The sequence below is a fragment of the Pseudomonas sp. 203-8 genome (assembly GCF_020708595.1).
GTDB classification, from domain to species: Bacteria; Pseudomonadota; Gammaproteobacteria; order Pseudomonadales; family Pseudomonadaceae; genus Pseudomonas; species Pseudomonas aeruginosa.
The window spans coordinates 1-15,605 of record NZ_JAJFDF010000012.1 but is presented as its reverse complement, the minus strand read 5'-3'; the positions used below and the strand labels follow the sequence as shown (position 1 = coordinate 15,605).

Annotated in this window: 15 protein-coding genes; 2 read left to right on the top strand and 13 right to left on the bottom strand. The window is 67.4% G+C overall.

Annotation, left to right across the window (positions count from 1 at the left end):
• Positions 1-397 precede the first annotated feature (397 nt).
• From LJF27_RS25665 to mucE, 4 genes are all read right to left on the bottom strand, one after another.
• Positions 398-2,698: a CHASE2 domain-containing protein gene (locus tag LJF27_RS25665; protein WP_023102854.1), complete on the bottom strand. Its 2,301-nt coding sequence runs from the start codon at positions 2,696-2,698 to the stop codon at positions 398-400.
• An 18-nt stretch (positions 2,699-2,716) separates the two neighbouring features.
• The gene (locus tag LJF27_RS25660; RefSeq protein WP_023102855.1) at positions 2,717-3,718 is read right to left on the bottom strand and encodes a FecR family protein; all 1,002 of its coding nucleotides are present in this window, start codon (positions 3,716-3,718) and stop codon (positions 2,717-2,719) included.
• Between the two features lie 165 nt (positions 3,719-3,883).
• The gene (aqpZ, locus tag LJF27_RS25655) at positions 3,884-4,573 is read right to left on the bottom strand and encodes an aquaporin Z (RefSeq protein ID WP_003102790.1); all 690 of its coding nucleotides are present in this window, start codon (positions 4,571-4,573) and stop codon (positions 3,884-3,886) included.
• A 346-nt stretch (positions 4,574-4,919) separates the two neighbouring features.
• A complete protein-coding gene (gene mucE / locus LJF27_RS25650) occupies positions 4,920-5,189 on the bottom strand; it encodes a mucoid induction factor MucE (protein ID WP_003093256.1) in 270 nt (89 codons plus the stop codon).
• Between the two features lie 194 nt (positions 5,190-5,383).
• On the opposite strand from mucE, the gene LJF27_RS25645 reads away from it, so the two are divergent.
• Positions 5,384-6,100, top strand: coding sequence for a response regulator transcription factor (locus tag LJF27_RS25645; protein WP_003093250.1), 717 nt, complete (start codon positions 5,384-5,386; stop codon positions 6,098-6,100).
• Positions 6,101-6,191: 91 nt separating this feature from the next.
• Here LJF27_RS25645 and ppa read toward each other — a convergent pair whose 3' ends face one another.
• The 3 genes from ppa to LJF27_RS25630 form a co-directional block, all read right to left on the bottom strand.
• A complete protein-coding gene (ppa, locus tag LJF27_RS25640; protein ID WP_003093248.1) occupies positions 6,192-6,719 on the bottom strand; it encodes an inorganic diphosphatase in 528 nt (175 codons plus the stop codon).
• Positions 6,720-6,798: 79 nt separating this feature from the next.
• Positions 6,799-7,629, bottom strand: coding sequence for a zinc-dependent peptidase (locus tag LJF27_RS25635; protein ID WP_003093244.1), 831 nt, complete (start codon positions 7,627-7,629; stop codon positions 6,799-6,801).
• Between the two features lie 2 nt (positions 7,630-7,631).
• On the bottom strand, positions 7,632-8,297 hold the full coding sequence (locus LJF27_RS25630; protein WP_003093241.1) for a DedA family protein: 666 nt from the start codon (positions 8,295-8,297) through the stop codon (positions 7,632-7,634).
• A gap of 193 nt (positions 8,298-8,490) precedes the next feature.
• Here LJF27_RS25630 and LJF27_RS25625 point away from each other — a divergent pair, with 193 nt between their 5' ends.
• Positions 8,491-10,074 carry a hypothetical protein gene (locus LJF27_RS25625; protein WP_003114908.1) on the top strand — a complete coding sequence of 528 codons (1,584 nt, stop codon included), beginning with the start codon at positions 8,491-8,493 and terminating at the stop codon, positions 10,072-10,074.
• Here LJF27_RS25625 and LJF27_RS25620 read toward each other — a convergent pair.
• The 6 genes from LJF27_RS25620 to LJF27_RS25595 all read right to left on the bottom strand — a co-directional run.
• Positions 9,967-10,860, bottom strand: a complete 894-nt coding sequence (locus LJF27_RS25620; RefSeq protein ID WP_003102782.1) for a substrate-binding periplasmic protein — start codon at positions 10,858-10,860, stop codon at positions 9,967-9,969. The genes LJF27_RS25625 and LJF27_RS25620 overlap by 108 nt on opposite strands.
• A gap of 49 nt (positions 10,861-10,909) precedes the next feature.
• The gene (locus LJF27_RS25615; RefSeq protein WP_003093235.1) at positions 10,910-11,371 is read right to left on the bottom strand and encodes a GNAT family N-acetyltransferase; all 462 of its coding nucleotides are present in this window, start codon (positions 11,369-11,371) and stop codon (positions 10,910-10,912) included.
• A gap of 162 nt (positions 11,372-11,533) precedes the next feature.
• Complete coding sequence (gene eutC / locus LJF27_RS25610) at positions 11,534-12,355, bottom strand: ethanolamine ammonia-lyase subunit EutC (protein ID WP_003114907.1); 822 nt, start codon at positions 12,353-12,355, stop codon at positions 11,534-11,536.
• A gap of 10 nt (positions 12,356-12,365) precedes the next feature.
• The gene (locus LJF27_RS25605) at positions 12,366-13,760 is read right to left on the bottom strand and encodes an ethanolamine ammonia-lyase subunit EutB (RefSeq protein WP_003093232.1); all 1,395 of its coding nucleotides are present in this window, start codon (positions 13,758-13,760) and stop codon (positions 12,366-12,368) included.
• 58 nt (positions 13,761-13,818) lie between these two features.
• Positions 13,819-15,267 carry an ethanolamine permease gene (gene eat / locus LJF27_RS25600; protein WP_003093230.1) on the bottom strand — a complete coding sequence of 483 codons (1,449 nt, stop codon included), beginning with the start codon at positions 15,265-15,267 and terminating at the stop codon, positions 13,819-13,821.
• Between the two features lie 209 nt (positions 15,268-15,476).
• Positions 15,477-15,605: aldehyde dehydrogenase family protein (locus LJF27_RS25595; protein WP_073664670.1), on the bottom strand; the 129-nt coding region annotated here is incomplete at its 5' end.

The following is a 15,605-nucleotide window of genomic DNA, read 5'->3' as shown; positions in this document are numbered from 1 at the left end:
CTGGAAGTTGAGCCGTTTGCTGTTATGCGTAGGGGATCGCATGAGCGCGGTAGATTACCGGGAGTTATTGGCTGGTTTTTCCAGTGGGCTCTTTTTGAGATTAGTTACTTATATTGTTGGGAAACTTCCTACGAACTCTCGTTAAAAGATGGAAGTTATCGAGACTTCCAGGGCAGCCCTGTAGCTGGCGCAGCGCCTTGGTTCCGCTGTGGGAACGCGGCCATGTCGCGCTCGCTGGTGCCTATGTTGGGGACGCGTCGATTCCCCCTGCGGAGTTTCACGAGGGAAGGCAGTTGCCGTTTCGATAGACGGGAAGCGGAATAGCCCGGCCGCCTGGATCTTCCGAACTTCGAGACCAATGCAAGTTGGAGGAAAACCCGACTTCCGCCAGTAGCGGTTATTCCTCGCCTTTCAGCAGCGGAAGGCGAATCTCGAAAGTGGTGCCCTGGCCAACCTGGCTCTGGCAGCCGATTCTGCCGCCGTGCCGGTCGATCACCGTCTTGACCATGGCCAGCCCCAGGCCCAGGCCGGCGCTGCCCTCGGCGGAAGCGAAGCGCTGGTACTGGCTGAACAGGCGCGGTAGTTCGGCGGCCGCGATACCTTTGCCCTGATCGACGATCCGGCAGCTCAGCCAGTCGCCTTCGAGGCGGATGCTCAGGCTGACGACGGTCCCCGCCGGGCTGTACTTGACCGCATTCTCCAGCAGGTTGAACAGCGCGCGCGTGAGCAGGCCGGGGTCGGCCCAGACCATCGGTTCCTGCTCGTCGTCCCAGTCGCGCCGCAGGTCGATGTCTTTCTGTTGCGCGAGGGGCCAGAGCTGGTCGGCGGCGTCCATCGCCAACATGGTGAACATGCACGCTTCGAAGCGGTAGGCGTCGGATTCGGCCTTGGCCAGTTGCACGAAGGCGTCGGTCAGGCCCAGGGCGCGACGGACCTGCTGCTCTATCTGTCGGTAGACCTGCTGGCCGGCTTCGTCCTCGGCGGGGCGGACGTCGAGCAGGGCGAGGATCGCCGAGTGCGGCGCGCGCAGGTCATGGGAGAGGAAGCGCAGGAGGGTGGCGCGCTGGCGCTCGGCATCGCGTTCGGCGCTCAGGTCGATCAGGCTCACCAGCCAGCCGATGGCGGTTTCGCTTTCGACCGGCAGCAGGCGCGCCAGGTCGAGGCGCAGGTCGCGTTCCCGGTGGTCGCGGAACTCGATGGCTTCAAGGGTTTCCAGCGTTGGGCGGGCGCCACCGGCGAGGCTCGGATGGCCGAGTCCGGCCAGGCGCTGGCGCAGTTCGGCGCCGCGCAGCTCGCCGCCGAACAGGTCGCGTGCCTTGCGGTTGGCCAGCAGGATCTGCCCCTGCGGGTCGCAGATCAGGGTCGCCACCGGCAGGCCTTCCAGGCCGTCGGCCATGAACCGCCGGCTGTCGCGGGTGCGGCTGACCGCCTGCTCCAGGGCGGCGATGCGGTTCTGCAATGGATCGTTGCCGGCGCGCGGGGGGCTGGCCCGCTCGGGCAGCACCTTGGGCTCGCGGTCGAGGCGCGCCAGTTCCCAGCCGAAGTAGGCGAGCACCGCGTTCAGCCGGCGCCAGCTCCAGATCAGGTAGGCCAGCAGCAGGCCGACCAGGCTGGCCAGCGGCGACCACCACCAGCCGTTGAGCAGCAGCGCCCAGGAAAGACCCAGGGCCAGGGCCGCGCAGGCCAGGGTGAGGAGCAAGGCGTGGCGCGAGCGGAACAGCATCAGGCCGAGCAGCAGCGCTACGCTGGCGGCGGAGAGCAGGGCGGCGAGCCAGGGTTGCAGGTCGACGGCGGTGCGCTGCTGCAACAGGCCGTTGAGAATGTTGGCCTGGATCTCCACCCCCGGCGTGGTGCCGAGGCTGGCCGACAGCGGGGTGACATAGCGGTCGCCGAGGCCCGGCGCGGTGGCGCCGACCAGGACCAGGCGGTCGCGCAGCAGGCTGTCTGGCACCTCGCCGCGCAACACGCTGACGTAGGGCACGCTGGGGAAGCCCGCGTCGGCACCGATGAAGGGAATGCGGATGGCGTGGTCACGCTGCCAGCCGGGCAGGTTGCGCATGTCGTCGAGGCCGGGCATGGGCATGGCGCCGGCATCGGCGAATGCTTGCCAGGCGAGCAGCGGGCGCGGCTGGCCGAGCGGTCCTTCGCGCAGGTAGACGCTGCGCACCGTGCCGTCGCTGTCCGCTTCGACGTTGATATGCCCGATGCCGGCGGCGCAGCCGGCCAGCGGCGCGGTCGGCGGTATCTCCCGTGGCGGTTCGCCGTAGCGCGGCACGCTTTCGCGCAGCAGTGGCAGGAGGACGTTGCCGGCCCGGCACAGCGATCTTGCCAACTGGCGGTCGCTGTCCGGATTGGAGGAGGGTTCGCTGAAGATCACGTCGAGCAGTACGCTGCGTGCGCCGGCGGCGGCCAGGCGATCCAGCAGCTCGGCGTGGACGCTGCGCGGCCAGGGCCAGCGACCGAGGCTTTCCAGGCTACGGTCGTCGATGGCGACGACGAGGATGCGCGGATCGACGGCCAGCGGGGCGAGGTTGCGCAGGCGGTCGTAGAGCAGGTTGTTCAGCGGCAGGCCGCTGCTCAGCGAAAGCAGGGCGGTGAGCGGAAGGAGCAGCAGGCTGACCAGCAGCCATTCGCGCACCAGGCCGCGGAACAGCCGCTGCGCCTGGCTGGGCTCGTCCTGGCGGTCGAGCGCCTTCATCGGCGAGGCCCCGGTGCCCTATCGGGCACTGCCGCCTCGCGGGTAGTAGAGAATGTCGTATACGCTGGTCTCGCCCTCCAGTCCGTCGTTGTCGAAGGCCGAGAGACGGACGTGGTAGAAGGCCGCCTTGAGTCCGCTGAAACAGACTTCCGGGGTGCTCGAGAAACGCTCCTGCTGGATGCGCAGGAAGTCCGGATCGCTGGCTACCTGGGCACGGTAGCGCTTGGCGCCGTGCAGCGGGGCAAGATAGAGCTTCCAAACCGGAGACTCGCCGTGCTCGCCGCCCTGGCCGCGCAATTGCGGGGCGGGTAGCAGGTCCACCGGCGTCAGCTTGCCCTGCGGCTTGACCTTCAGGCCGCGGCGGGCGTCGACCAGCACGTCCTCGTCCGGCTCGGCCTGCGCCGCCTTGCGGGCCGGGCGCCTGCCGTTGAGCGGCAGGTCGTCGCTGGTCAGCTCGCGGTTCACCGCGACGCGCCCGTCGAGCACTTCGGTCAGCGCCTGGCCGTCTTCGGTGCGGGCGCGGAAGTGGGTACCGCGCACGCCCAGTACGCCGACCGGGGTCAGCACCTGGAAGCGGTCGTGATCGCTCTTTCTCTTCAGGACATAGGACTCGACCTGCCCCGCGCGCAGGGCGATCTGCGGAATGCCGGTGTCCTCGTCGAGGTGCAGGGTGACTTCCGAACTGGAGGGCAGGACGATGCGGCTGCCGTCGCCGAGCAGCAGGCTGACGAAGGCGGTCGGAGAGGTCTTGACGCCTTCCAGTTCGTCGATGTCCATGCCTTCTTCCAGGGGCGTCTGGTTGCCCTTGGCGTCGAGCTTCCAGGCGTCGCCGGCGAGATAGAGCACGCTGGCGGGGAGCGGCTGGGGCAGGCACGTTTCGCCCTGCTCGATGAACGGCGGCCGTTTCGTCTTGGCCGGCGCGGCCGCGACGGAGCCGGCGAGCAGCGTCAACAGTCCGCCCAGCGCCAGGGCGGCGCAAGCCGGAAAGAGGGATCGGGAAGTAAGGGCGAGGGCTGTCATAGGCTTCACTGGGCGGCGGGTCAGGTATCGCTGGCGGTCCGGTCAGGCTGCAATCTGCCTGATCGGGCGCCGGTTTCGCAATCCTTGCAACGACATCGGGAGCCCGCAGGCTCCCTTGTCGTTTCCTCGGCCGCAGCGCCTGGCGGTTGGGCCAGGCGCTTCGGTTCAGTCGTTCTTGTCGCCGATCAGGCGATAGGCCAGGGCGCCGAGTACCGCACCGAGAATCGGCGCGACCCAGAACAGCCACAGCTGGGAAACCGCCCAGTCGCCGACGTACAGGGCGACCGCGGTGCTGCGCGCCGGGTTCACCGAGGTGTTGGTGACCGGGATGCTGATCAGGTGGATCAGGGTCAGGGTCAGGCCGATGGCGATCGGCGCGAAGCCCTGCGGCGCGCGCTTGGAGGTGGCGCCGAGGATGATCAGCAGGAACATGCCGGTAAGTACCACTTCGCTGACCAGCGCGGCTTGCAACGAGTAGCCGCCCGGCGAGTGTTCGCCGTAGCCGTTGGAGGCGAAGCCGGCGGCCAGGTCGAAGCCGGCCTTGCCGCTGGCGATCAGGTACAGCACGCCGCCGGCGGCGAGGCCACCGAGGACCTGGGCGACGACATAGGGCAGCAGTTGGCTGGCCGGGAAGCGCCCGCCGACCCACAGGCCTACCGATACCGCGGGGTTCAGGTGGGCGCCGGAGATCGGACCGATGGCATAGGCCATGGTCAGCACGCTGAGGCCGAACGCCAGGGCCACGCCGAGGTAGCCGATTCCCAGTTCCGGTACGCCGGCAGCGAGTACTGCGCTGCCGCAGCCGCCCAATACCAGCCAGAAGGTGCCGAAGAACTCTGCTCCGTATTGCTTCATGATGAGGTCCTTTTCAGATCCAGGATGGGACGCGGATCGAGGCGTCCGGATAGCGGGAGGGGATGATTCGAACAAGGAAGGGGAGATGACACATCCGTGTGTCGAAGCCAGCCCTGGGGGGATTGGCTCGGTTGCCTGGGGCGATCGTCCGTTACCGACCCCTGACTGTGGTTCGAGTGGTCTCGTTCCACGGCCCGCCGGAGCGGGTTTACACATCCCTGTGTCGGAGCAATCCATTTGCTCCTTGGCCTACTCAGCGGTTGGAAATCTACCAAGCGCGATTTGTCTGCTGTGAGATTTGCCATATTTCTTCAGATTCTTCCGCGCTATTTCAGATTCGTCGCGTTCAAAACACCCAGCGCAACTCGTCACGCACGCTGACGGCGCCGGACAGGCCGACGTTCCACATCTCGGCCCTGGCGCGGGCCGGGCCGTCGAGGCCGAGCGGAGTAGCGAAGGACGGGCTGGCGGTGCCCTGGCTGAACGACGGGGCCTGGACCGGGCCGGCCGGATGGCTTACCGATTCCAGGCCGAGGACCAGGGCAAGGCAGGAAAACTTGCCGAGGGCCTGCAGGTTGATGTCACGCAAACGTTGGCTAACTGGCCGGAAACCCATGGCTACGACTCCTTGATAGGTCAGGCTGGCGCTGGCTCGCGGGCTCTTCGTCCCGCTTAATGGCTATTTGGAATCAGGCTATCAAGGGCTGGTCGCGACCAGAGAGATTCGTCACAATTCTTCAGATTTGTACGTAATTCGCCGTTCCTGGAGCGAAAAAGGGGCGTTAGCCCGATTGAACAGGACCAGCTTTTATGCGTGTCGCGATACTGGACGACGAGTCGGCCGAACTGGACCGGGTCGAGCAGACCTTGCAGCAGATACCCGCGCAGGGCGAACAGGCCTGGACGGTGCACCGTTTCGCCCGTGGCGAGGACCTGCTCAAGCAGCTCAAGCGGGAAACCTTCGACCTGCTGATCCTCGACTGGCAGTTGCCGGACCTCAGCGGCCTGCAATTGCTGCGCTGGAGCCGCGAGCATCTGGATGCGCCGCCGCCGGCGATCATGCTGACCAGCCGTGACGCCGAACAGGACATCGTGCAGGCGTTGAACAGCGGCGCCGACGACTATGTCAGCAAGCCGTTCCGGCCCAACGAACTGAAGGCGCGGGTAGCCGCCGTGCTGCGTCGCCACGGGGGAACGCGTCCCGCGCAGCATGAGGTGCAGACTTTCAACGACCTCAGCTTCGACGATGCCGAGCTGACCGTGACCCGGGCCGGCGCGCCGATCAGCCTGACCGAACGCGAATACCGCCTGGCCCGCTGCCTGTTCGCCAACCTGGGACGGCCGTTGTCGCGGGAATATCTCTACGAGCGCTTCTGGCCCCACGAGGAAGTGTTGTCCTCGCGGCCGCTGGATACCCACATCTATCGCCTGCGCAACAAGCTTGGCCTGACCGCCGAGCGCGGTTGGCAGTTGCTGACCATCTACGGCTACGGATATCGGTTGGAGAGCGTGGCGACGGTCGACTGAGCGGAGCGGGGTGGCGAGACCGACCTTGGCGGTCGGCGAGGGAGAATGAAAAAGCCCCGCGGCTGCGGGGCTTCTTTTCGGCGAGGCGCGCTTACTTCTGGAACGCGGCCACGGCCTTGGTGATCTCGGCGCGGGCGGCGTCGGCGTTGCCCCAGCCTTCGACCTTGACCCACTTGCCTTTCTCGAGATCCTTGTAGTTCTCGAAGAAGTGCTTGATCTGCTCCAGCAGCAGGGCCGGCAGGTCGGTGTATTCCTTCACGTCCTTGTACAGGACGCTCAGCTTGTCGTGCGGCACGGCGATCAGCTTGGCGTCGCCGCCTGCCTCGTCGGTCATGTGCAGGACGCCAACCGGGCGCGCGCGGATCACCGAACCGGGAGCGACCGGATAGGGGGTCACCACCAGCACGTCCAGCGGGTCGCCGTCGTCGGCCAGGGTGTTCGGGATGAAGCCGTAGTTGGCCGGGTAGAACATCGGGGTGGCCATGAAACGGTCGACGAACAGGCAGTCGGTGTCCTTGTCGATCTCGTACTTGATCGGCGCATGGTTGGCCGGAATCTCGATAGCGACGTAGATGTCGTTCGGCAGGTCCTTGCCGGCCGGGATCTTGCTGTAGCTCATGGGTGACTCCAGAGGTTTCTGGCCAAAAAAGAGGCCGCGATTATAGGCATATTCGGTTGTCGATGCCATGTACCGGCATTCAGCCGTTAGTCGTGTCGCCCGCCGCCTCGCGGTAGTCCGGATGCTCGGCCTGCAGGCGGCGCAGGCGTTGCAGCGGGTCCTGGCGGTAGAACAACTGGAGCTGCCGGTATACCGCCGGATAGGCCTCGTGGAGGAGATCCGGGGCGGTGAAGAAATACTCGCTGGTAACGGCGAAGAACTCCGCCGGATCTTCCGCCGCATAGGGGTCGATGGCGGTCTGCGCGTCGGGGTCGCGGTCGAGCAGGGCGTTCATCTCGTCGTAGGCGGCCTGCATGGCGCTCGCCCAGTCGCCGATGCGCATGCCGGCGTGCAGCGGCGGCAGGCCGTTGGCGTCGCCGTTGAGCATGTCCAGCTTGTGCGCCAGTTCGTGGATCACCAGGTTGTAGGCATCCCAGCCACCCCCGCCGACGACGCCGGGCCAGGCCAGGACCACCGGCCCTTGCAGGGACGTCTCGCCGCTGCGTTCGTCGTCGAACTCATGGACTACGCCGCTGGCGTCGCGGTGTTTCTGCGGGCTGACGAAATCATCGGGATACAGCACCAGCTCGTGGAAGCCCTGGTACCAGTTCAGCTCCGGCAGGTGCAACAGCGGCAGTTGCGCCTGCGCCGCCAGCAGCAGGCGGCCGAAGTCGTCGAGATCGACGCCGGCGAGTGCGGTCAGGTGCTTGTCGGCGAGAAACAGCACGGCCCGCTCGCGCAGGCGGCGGTCCTCGTCGGCGTCCAGGCCGTCGAGGATCGGCAGGTGCCGGCGTACCCGCTGCCAGAGCTCTTCGGCCACCGGGTGGCGTGCCAGCAGGCGCCGGCGCCGCCAGGCGCGGAACGACCACATGCTCAGTCGCTCTGGGCCTTGGCCTGTTTGGCGGCGCTCGCCTGCAGGCGATGGCGAATGAAGCCGAGGATCATCGGCAGCAGCGACAGCAGGATGATGCCGATCACCAGCAGCGACAGGTTCTTCTTGATGAACGGCACGTTGCCGAAGAAGTAGCCCAGGGTCACCAGGCCGCCGACCCAGGCCACGGTGCCCACCACGCTGAACATGACGAAGCGCGGGTAGTGCATCTTCGCCATGCCGGCGACGAAGGGCGCGAAGGTCCGCACGATGGGCAGGAAGCGCGCCAGGGTCACGGTCTTGCCGCCGTGGCGTTCGTAGAACTCATGGGTGCGGTCGAGGTAGTCGCGGCGGAATACCTTCGAGTCGGGGTTGCTGAACAGCCGCTTGCCGAGGGTCCGGCCGATCACGTAGTTGGTGCTGTCGCCGGTGATCGCCGCGACCATCAGCAGCCCGCCGAGCAGCCATGGGTCCATGCCGCCGGTGGCGCAGATGGCGCCGGCGATGAACAGCAGCGAGTCGCCGGGGAGGAACGGAGTCACCACCAGGCCGGTTTCACAGAAGATCACCAGGAACAGGATGGCGTAGATCCAGACGCCATAGTTGCTGACCAGCATGGCCAGGTAGGTATCCAGGTGGAGAATCAGATCGATTGGGTTGAAGTCCATTGAGCAACCTGCGGAGACAACGCGTTGAGCGGCAGAGGGCCGCCATTATAGGGGGGCGTCCGGATGGGTGGGGGGCTGTTTGTCGCGATCCCGGCAAAACCACTGATTGCAGGATGTTTCGGTAATTTTTCCGAAATTGGTCGGCATAAAGTCTGCAAGAACAGGAGAAATTTCTAGCAGGGAAGGGCGTGCGATGACACTCCAGCCTTTTGCCCAGCCACCGCTCAGTCTCGCCCTGGGCGCCGGGCGCGACCTCCCGGGGCAGGCCGCGCGGGTTCGCGCCGAATGGCTCGCGCCTCGCCCCGGACGGGCTCCGGCGTTTCTCCTGGCGCTGCTCTGGGGACGCGGTTGCGCCAACGTGGTGCAGGCCATCGAAGGCCATCTCGACGCCCTGTTCGCCGACTACGCCTGTACCCCCGAGGGTTGGCCGGAAGCGCAGGCGGCGCGGCAGGTCCTGGCTTCGCTGAACATGCAGCTCTATCGCCGGCGCCGCGAAGGCGAGCCGGGCGTGCTCGAGCTGGCGGCGGGGTTGCTGCTGGTCCATGCCGGAGGCGTGCACTTTCTCCAGTGCGGCGCCGTCGGCCTGCTGCGTTATCGCCAGGGCAGCCTGCAGCGCCTGGGAGGGAGCGGCCAGCCGCTGGGTAGCAGCGCGGAGCTGGCGCTGGTCCAGCACAACCTGACCCAGGTGGCCGGCGAGCCCTTGTTGCTGGCGCCCCAGCCGCTGCTCGAAGTGGCCGACCTGCGCGCCCTCGGAGAGCGTTGTGCGGGGCTGGCCACGGGGCGCCTGGAGGGCGTGCTGCAGCCGTTGCTGCATGCGCCGGGGGCGGTGGCGCTGGTCTTGCCGGGGGCGCTCGAGCGCGCCCCGGCGGCGCCACGGCATACCGGCTGGCCAGCGCTGGGCGCGGCGTGCCCCGGCGACTGCGTGGATGGCTGGACCTTGCAGGCAGCTTGCGCGTTCGGCCCGCCCGGGCGGCTATTCCGCGCCTGCGACGAGCAAGGACGCGAGGCGTTGCTGCTGCTCGCGGCGGTCGATGCCGACGAAGCGTTCTGGCAGCGCGAATGGGCATTGCGGCGCTGCCGTGCGGAGAGCCTGCCGCGAGTATTGTCGTCGCCCCGGTTGCGTCGTCATGCCTTCCAGTTGTTCGCTCCGCCGCGCTGGCCGATGCGCAGCCTGCTGGATTGGGCGCCAGCGCACCTGCCGCTGGAACCGCAATGCGCGCTGGTCCTCCTGGAGCAACTTATCGATGCGGTTCGCGCCTTGCAGCGGCGCGGCGTACAGGGCTTGTGGCTGGCGCCGCGGCAGATCCTGCTGGACGAGGGCGGGCGCCTGCTGTTCCTCCCCGAGGCGGCGGCGATCCTGCCGGGGGTGGCGCGCCAGGCGCTGCCTGCGGACAGCGTGCCGCTGGCGCCGGAGTTGCGTCGCGGCGAGGCGCTCGATGGCCGGGCCGACCAGTTCGCCCTGGCGGCGCTGTTCTATTGGCTGCTCTGTGGTCGCTGGCCGTCGATCGCCTGCCCGGAGAGCGACGGCGGATGCCGCTACGAGCCCCTGGGCGAGCGTCAGGCGGACCTGCCGGTCGGCTGGGATGGGGTATTGGCGCGGGCCCTGGCGCCGCGTCCGGAGGGGCGCTTCGAAGCGTTGTCGGAATTCTGGCTGGCCTTGCAGAAGCCGCTAGCGCATCCCCAGCGGGTCTTCGCGCCACGCCGGTTGCAACGGGGCGTGCTGGCCCTGGTCCTGCTCCTGGCCGGGGCTGCGCTGCTGGTCGGCCTGGCCGGTTAACGGATCGACGGCCAGCGTGCGGGTCTGCCCGCTGCGTTCGAGGTGTGCTTCGGCGATCAGTTGTTCCAGCCGGCCGCTGCGACGCATCAGGCGCAGGTTGCGGTCGAGGCTGGCGGCAAGGGCGGCGCCGCGGGCGTGTCTTTTCGGCACCAGTACATAGAGCGGCTTGACCTCCAGCGGCGGTTCGATGAACACCAGGCGATCCTTCAGCGCCGGCACGTTGCGCGCCAGCAGGTGGTAGCCGGTGTAGCGATCGACCACGGCCAGGTCGATACGCCCGCGCAGGAGCTTCTCGAGGTTCTGCCAGTCGTTGGTCACCGCGTCCTTGGTCAGGCTGCGGTCGGCGTCGAAATCCTCCCGGTTGACGTAGCCGCGGACCACGCCGATGCGGTACGGACGCAGGCTTTCCAGATGCGCGGGATTGACCGGCAGCAGGCGCTCGCGCTGGCGGAAGAAGCCCAGTTGCGAGTCGAGCAGGGGGATGGTGGCGTGGAACAGTTCGCGCCGCTCGGGCGACAGGTAGGCCGGCATGAGAGCGTCGAAGCGCCCCTCGGCGGCTTCCTTCAGGGCACGTTGCCAGGGCAGGAACACCAGTTCGGCGCGGTGCCCGTCGAGGGCCAGGGCTTCGTCTAGGATGCGGCTGGCGAGGCCCTTGCCCGGCAGGTCGGGGCCGACGTAGGGCGCCCAGTCGAGGGTCGCCACGCGCAGGGTGTCGGCCTGCGCGCCGGCCGTGGCGAGGAGCAGGCCGAGCAGGACGCCGGGCCAGTGCCAGGTGCGCGAACCCATGGATGCCTCTGCTCTGAGCGATCGGTTGGGAGGTGCCGTGCCTTTGTCTTCAGCTTAGTTCGTCGCTGATCGGCAGGGTGTAGTTCTTGAACTCCTGGTCTTCGCGGAAGCCGATCGACTCGTAGACTTTCTGCGCTACCTCGTTGTCGACGCTGGTGGAGACACGCATGCGCACCGCATGGGTTTCCCGGGCCATCTGCTTGGCGTGTTGCAGCAGGTGGTCGGCGACCAGTTGCCGGCGCGCCTCCTCGGCGACGTAGATGTCGTTGAGGATCCAGACGCGCTTGAGCGACAGCGAGGAGAAGCTCGGATAGAGCTGGCAGAAACCGAGCAGCCGGTCTTCTTCGTCGGCCAGCGCCAGGTAGATCACCGACTCCTTGCGGCGCAGGCGTTTCTCGAGGAATTTCCGCGAGGACTCGGGGTAGGAGAGCATGCCGTAGAATTCGCGGTACTTGACGAACAGCGGCGCCAGCAGGTCGAGGTGTTCGAGGGTGGCTTGCACGATTCGCATGACGGGCCTCGCATTGCGGGAAGGGGCTGCCGGGACGATGCAGGCTGCATGCCAGCAACGCTTCGATGCTGCCCAATCTCCCTGGAAAGCGCAATCCAAGCGAACGTTTGAATCGGCCGAAGGAGGGGCGACGCGCGCCGGCCCATCCTTCGGCCGGGAGGCTCAGTCCCTCGCCAGGAGGAAGTTGCCGGTGCGCGGAGCCTCGCCGTCCAGCGCCTGGACCTCCGCCTCGTCCTTCAGGTTGACCCCGGAAAGCTGCCGCCGGCAGGCCTCGCGCATCAGGTAGAGCAGGCGGTGCGCGGCCATGCCGTAGCTGAGGCCTTCCAGGCGGACGTTGGAGATGCAGTTGCGATAGGCGTCGGTGAGGCCGACCCGCGGGGCCCAGGTGAAGTACAGGCCGAGGCTGTCCGGCGAGCTGAGGCCGGGACGCTCGCCGATCAGGATCACGCTCATCTTCGCCCGCAGCAATTCACCGATCTCGTCGGCCACCGCCACCCGTCCCTGTTCCACCAGGACCACCGGCGACAGCGACCAGCCTTCGGCCAGCGCCTGTTCCTCCAGGCGTTCGAGGAAGGGCAGGGTGTGACGCTGCACGGCCAGCGCGGAGAGGCCGTCGGCGACCACGATGGCCAGGTCGATCTGCCCGTCGTAGCCGGCGGCGTGTTCGCGCAGGCGTTGCACCGAGGCCTCGTCGAGGCGCCGGCCGAGGTCCGGGCGTTGCAGGTAGACGTGGCGGTCGGCGGCGGCGCTGTGCAGCAGCAGGCTGTCGCGGCCGCGCTGGCGCAGGCCGTCGCTGATGGCCGCATGGTCGAAGGGCAGGTGCACGGCGTCGCGCGCCTGGGCGTGGGCGTACTGGAAGTCCAGTTGCGGGCGGGTCGGCAGGCTGGTGCCGGTGCGGCCCAGGGCGATCCGCGCGGGGGTCAGCTGGCGCAGCGGCAGCCAGGGGTTCTCGGCGCTGGCGTCGGGCAGGTGCTTGTCGTTCATCGGCATCTCCTCAGGCCAGTTGCGCCAGGGCCTGGCGGAACGCCGGCGGTAACTCGTCACCGAAGCGGATGCGCCCGTCGGCCTGGGTGAAGATTCCCATCCGCTGCAACCAGTCCTCGAATTCCGGCGCCGGCTTCAGGCCCAGCGTCTGGCGCGCATAGAGGGCGTCGTGGAAGGAGGTGGTCTGGTAGTTGAGCATCACGTCGTCGGAGCCGGGAATGCCCATGATGAAGTTGATCCCGGCGACGCCCAGCAGGGTCAGGAGCATGTCCATGTCGTCCTGGTCGGCCTCGGCATGGTTGGTGTAGCAGATGTCGCAACCCATCGGCACGCCGAGCAGCTTGCCGCAGAAGTGGTCTTCCAGGCCGGCGCGGATGATCTGCTTGCCGTTGTACAGGTACTCGGGACCGATGAAGCCGACCACGGTGTTCACCAGGAACGGCTTGAAGTGACGAGCCACCGCATAGGCGCGGGTCTCGCAGGTCTGCTGGTCGACGCCGTGGTGGGCGTTGGCCGAGAGCGCGCTGCCCTGGCCGGTCTCGAAGTACATCAGGTTGTTGCCTAGGGTGCCGCGCTTCTGGCTGAGCCCGGCCTCGTAGCCTTCCTGGAGGATCTTCAGGCTGATGCCGAAGCTGGCATTGGCCGCCTCGGTGCCGGCGATCGACTGGAACACCAGGTCCAGCGGCACGCCGCGGTTGATCGCCTCGATGGAGCTGGTGACGTGGGTCAGCACGCAGGCCTGGGTAGGAATCTCGTAGCGCTGGATGATCGCGTCGAGCATCTCCAGCAGGGCGCAGATCGAGGCCATGCTGTCGGTGGCAGGATTGATCCCGAGCATCGCGTCGCCATTGCCGAACAGCAGGCCGTCGAGGATGCTCGCGGCGATTCCGGCCGGGTCGTCGGTCGGGTGGTTTGGTTGCAGGCGGGTGGAGAGCCGGCCGCGAAGGCCGAGGGTGTTGCGGAAGCGGGTGACCACGCGGATCTTCTGCGCCACCAGGACCAGGTCCTGGACACGCATGATCTTCGATACCGCCGCTGCCATTTCCGGCGTCAGGCCCGGAGCCAGGGCGCGCAGGCTGGCCTCGTCGGCGGCGTCGCCGAGCAGCCAGTCGCGGAAGCCGCCGACGGTGAGATGGGACACCGGGGCGAAGGCGTCGCGCTGGTGGGTGTCGATGATCAGGCGGGTGACCTCGTCGTCCTCGTAGGGAATCAGCGCCTCGTCGAGGAAGTGTTTGAGCGGGATGTCGGCCAGGGCCATCTGCGCGGCGACCCGCTCGCCGTCGTTGCTCGCCGCGACGCCGGCGAGGAAATCGCCGGAGCGCGCGGGGCTGGCCTTGGCCATCACGTCCTTGAGGCTGTCGAAGCGGTAGGTTTCGCCGCCGACGCTATGGGTGAAACGTGCCATGTGTGTCTCCAGTGCCCGGCCTCGCCATGCGGCGGGCCGGGCTTTGTCGTTGTCGCTCTCAGCGCAGGTCCTGTTCCGCCGCCTGGATCGCGGCGAACTCTTCTTCCGGGGTGCCGGACACCAGGTGATGCCGACTGTACAGGGCGAAGTAGCCGATCAGTACAGCGTAGATCGCCACCGCGCCGACCACGACCCGCGGGTCGACCAGGAAGCCGGCGACCACCGCGACGCAGGCCAGCGCCAGGGCTACGCCGGAGGTGAGGATGCCGCCAGGGGTGCGGTAGGGGCGCTGCATGTCCGGGCGGCGGATGCGCAGGGTGATGTGCGCGGCCATCATCAGCACGTAGGAGATGGTCGCGCCGAACACCGCGACCAGGATCAGCAGGTCGCCCTGGCCGGTCAGCGACAAGCCGAAGCCGATCACCCCCGGCACCACCAGGGCCAGTACCGGCGCCTTCTTGCGGTTGGTCAGCGAGAGGCTGCGCGGCAGGTAGCCGGCGCGGGAGAGGGCGAAGATCTGCCGCGAGTAGGCATAGATGATCGAGAAGAAGCTGGCGATCAGCCCGGCCAGGCCGACCAGGTTGACGAACTGGCTCATCCAGGTCGAACCCTTGTAGGCCGACTCCAGCGCTTCCACCAGGGGATTGCCCGAGCCCATCAGCTCTTTGGCTCCGGCGGCCCCGGGACCGACGACCAGAATCAGTGCGGCGAAGGCGAGAAGCACCAACATGGCGCCGATCAGTCCGCGCGGCAGGTCGCGCTTGGGGTTCTTGGTTTCCTCGGCGGCCAGCGGCACGCCTTCGACGGCGAGGAAGAACCAGATCGCGTAGGGGATCGCCGCCCAGACCCCGACATAGCCGAACGGCAGGAAGCTGCTGGCGCCGGTCGCCGCGGTCTGCGGGATGTTGAACAGGTTGGCCGAGTCGAAGTGCGGAACCATCGCGACAATGAACACGCCGAGGGCGATGGCCGCCACCGCGGTGATGACGAACATCAGCTTCAGCGCCTCGCCGGCGCCGAGGATGTGGATGCCGATGAATACGATGTAGAACACCAGGTAGATCAGCCAGCCGCCGACGCCGAACAGCGACTCGCAGTAGGCGCCGATGAAGCAGGCGATGGCCGCCGGGGCGATGGCGTATTCGATGAGGATCGCGGTGCCGGTGAGGAAGCCGCCCCAGGGCCCGAAGGCGCTGCGGGCGAAGCCGTAGCCGCCGCCGGCGGTAGGGATCATCGAAGACAGCTCGGCGAGCGAGAAGCACATGCACAGGTACATGGTGGCCATCAGCAGGGTGGCGAGGAACATCCCGCCCCAGCCGCCCTGGGCCAGGCCGAAGTTCCAGCCGGCGTAGTCGCCGGAGATCACGTAGGCGACGCCGAGCCCGACCAGCAGGACCCAGCCGGCGGCGCCTTTCTTCAGTTGACGGTGTTGGAAGTAGTCGGCGTCGACGCTTTCGAAGTCGACCCCGGAAGTTGCGGGCGCATGGCCGGTTTGTTCGAGGGACATGGGTTTTTCACCTCAATCTTGTTGTTATCGACCCCGGTTTTCCCGGTGGTGTGCTGTACGTGGTGAACGCAGGCAATAGCTATGCCAGCCGCTCTGCAATCGGCCTGGCGAGGAGGTGGAAGGGGCGCCGCCGTCAGCCTCGGCGGCGTGTTTCACGAGCCGGCGCGACCGCTCCGGGAAAGAGCGGTCGCGGCCGGTCCGGGGTCCTACTAGAAGAAGCCCAGCGGGTTGATGTCGTAGCTCACCAGCAGGTTCTTGGTCTGCTGGTAGTGGTCGAGCATCATCTTGTGCGTCTCGCGACCGACGCCGGACTTCTTGTAGCCGCCGAACGCGGCGTG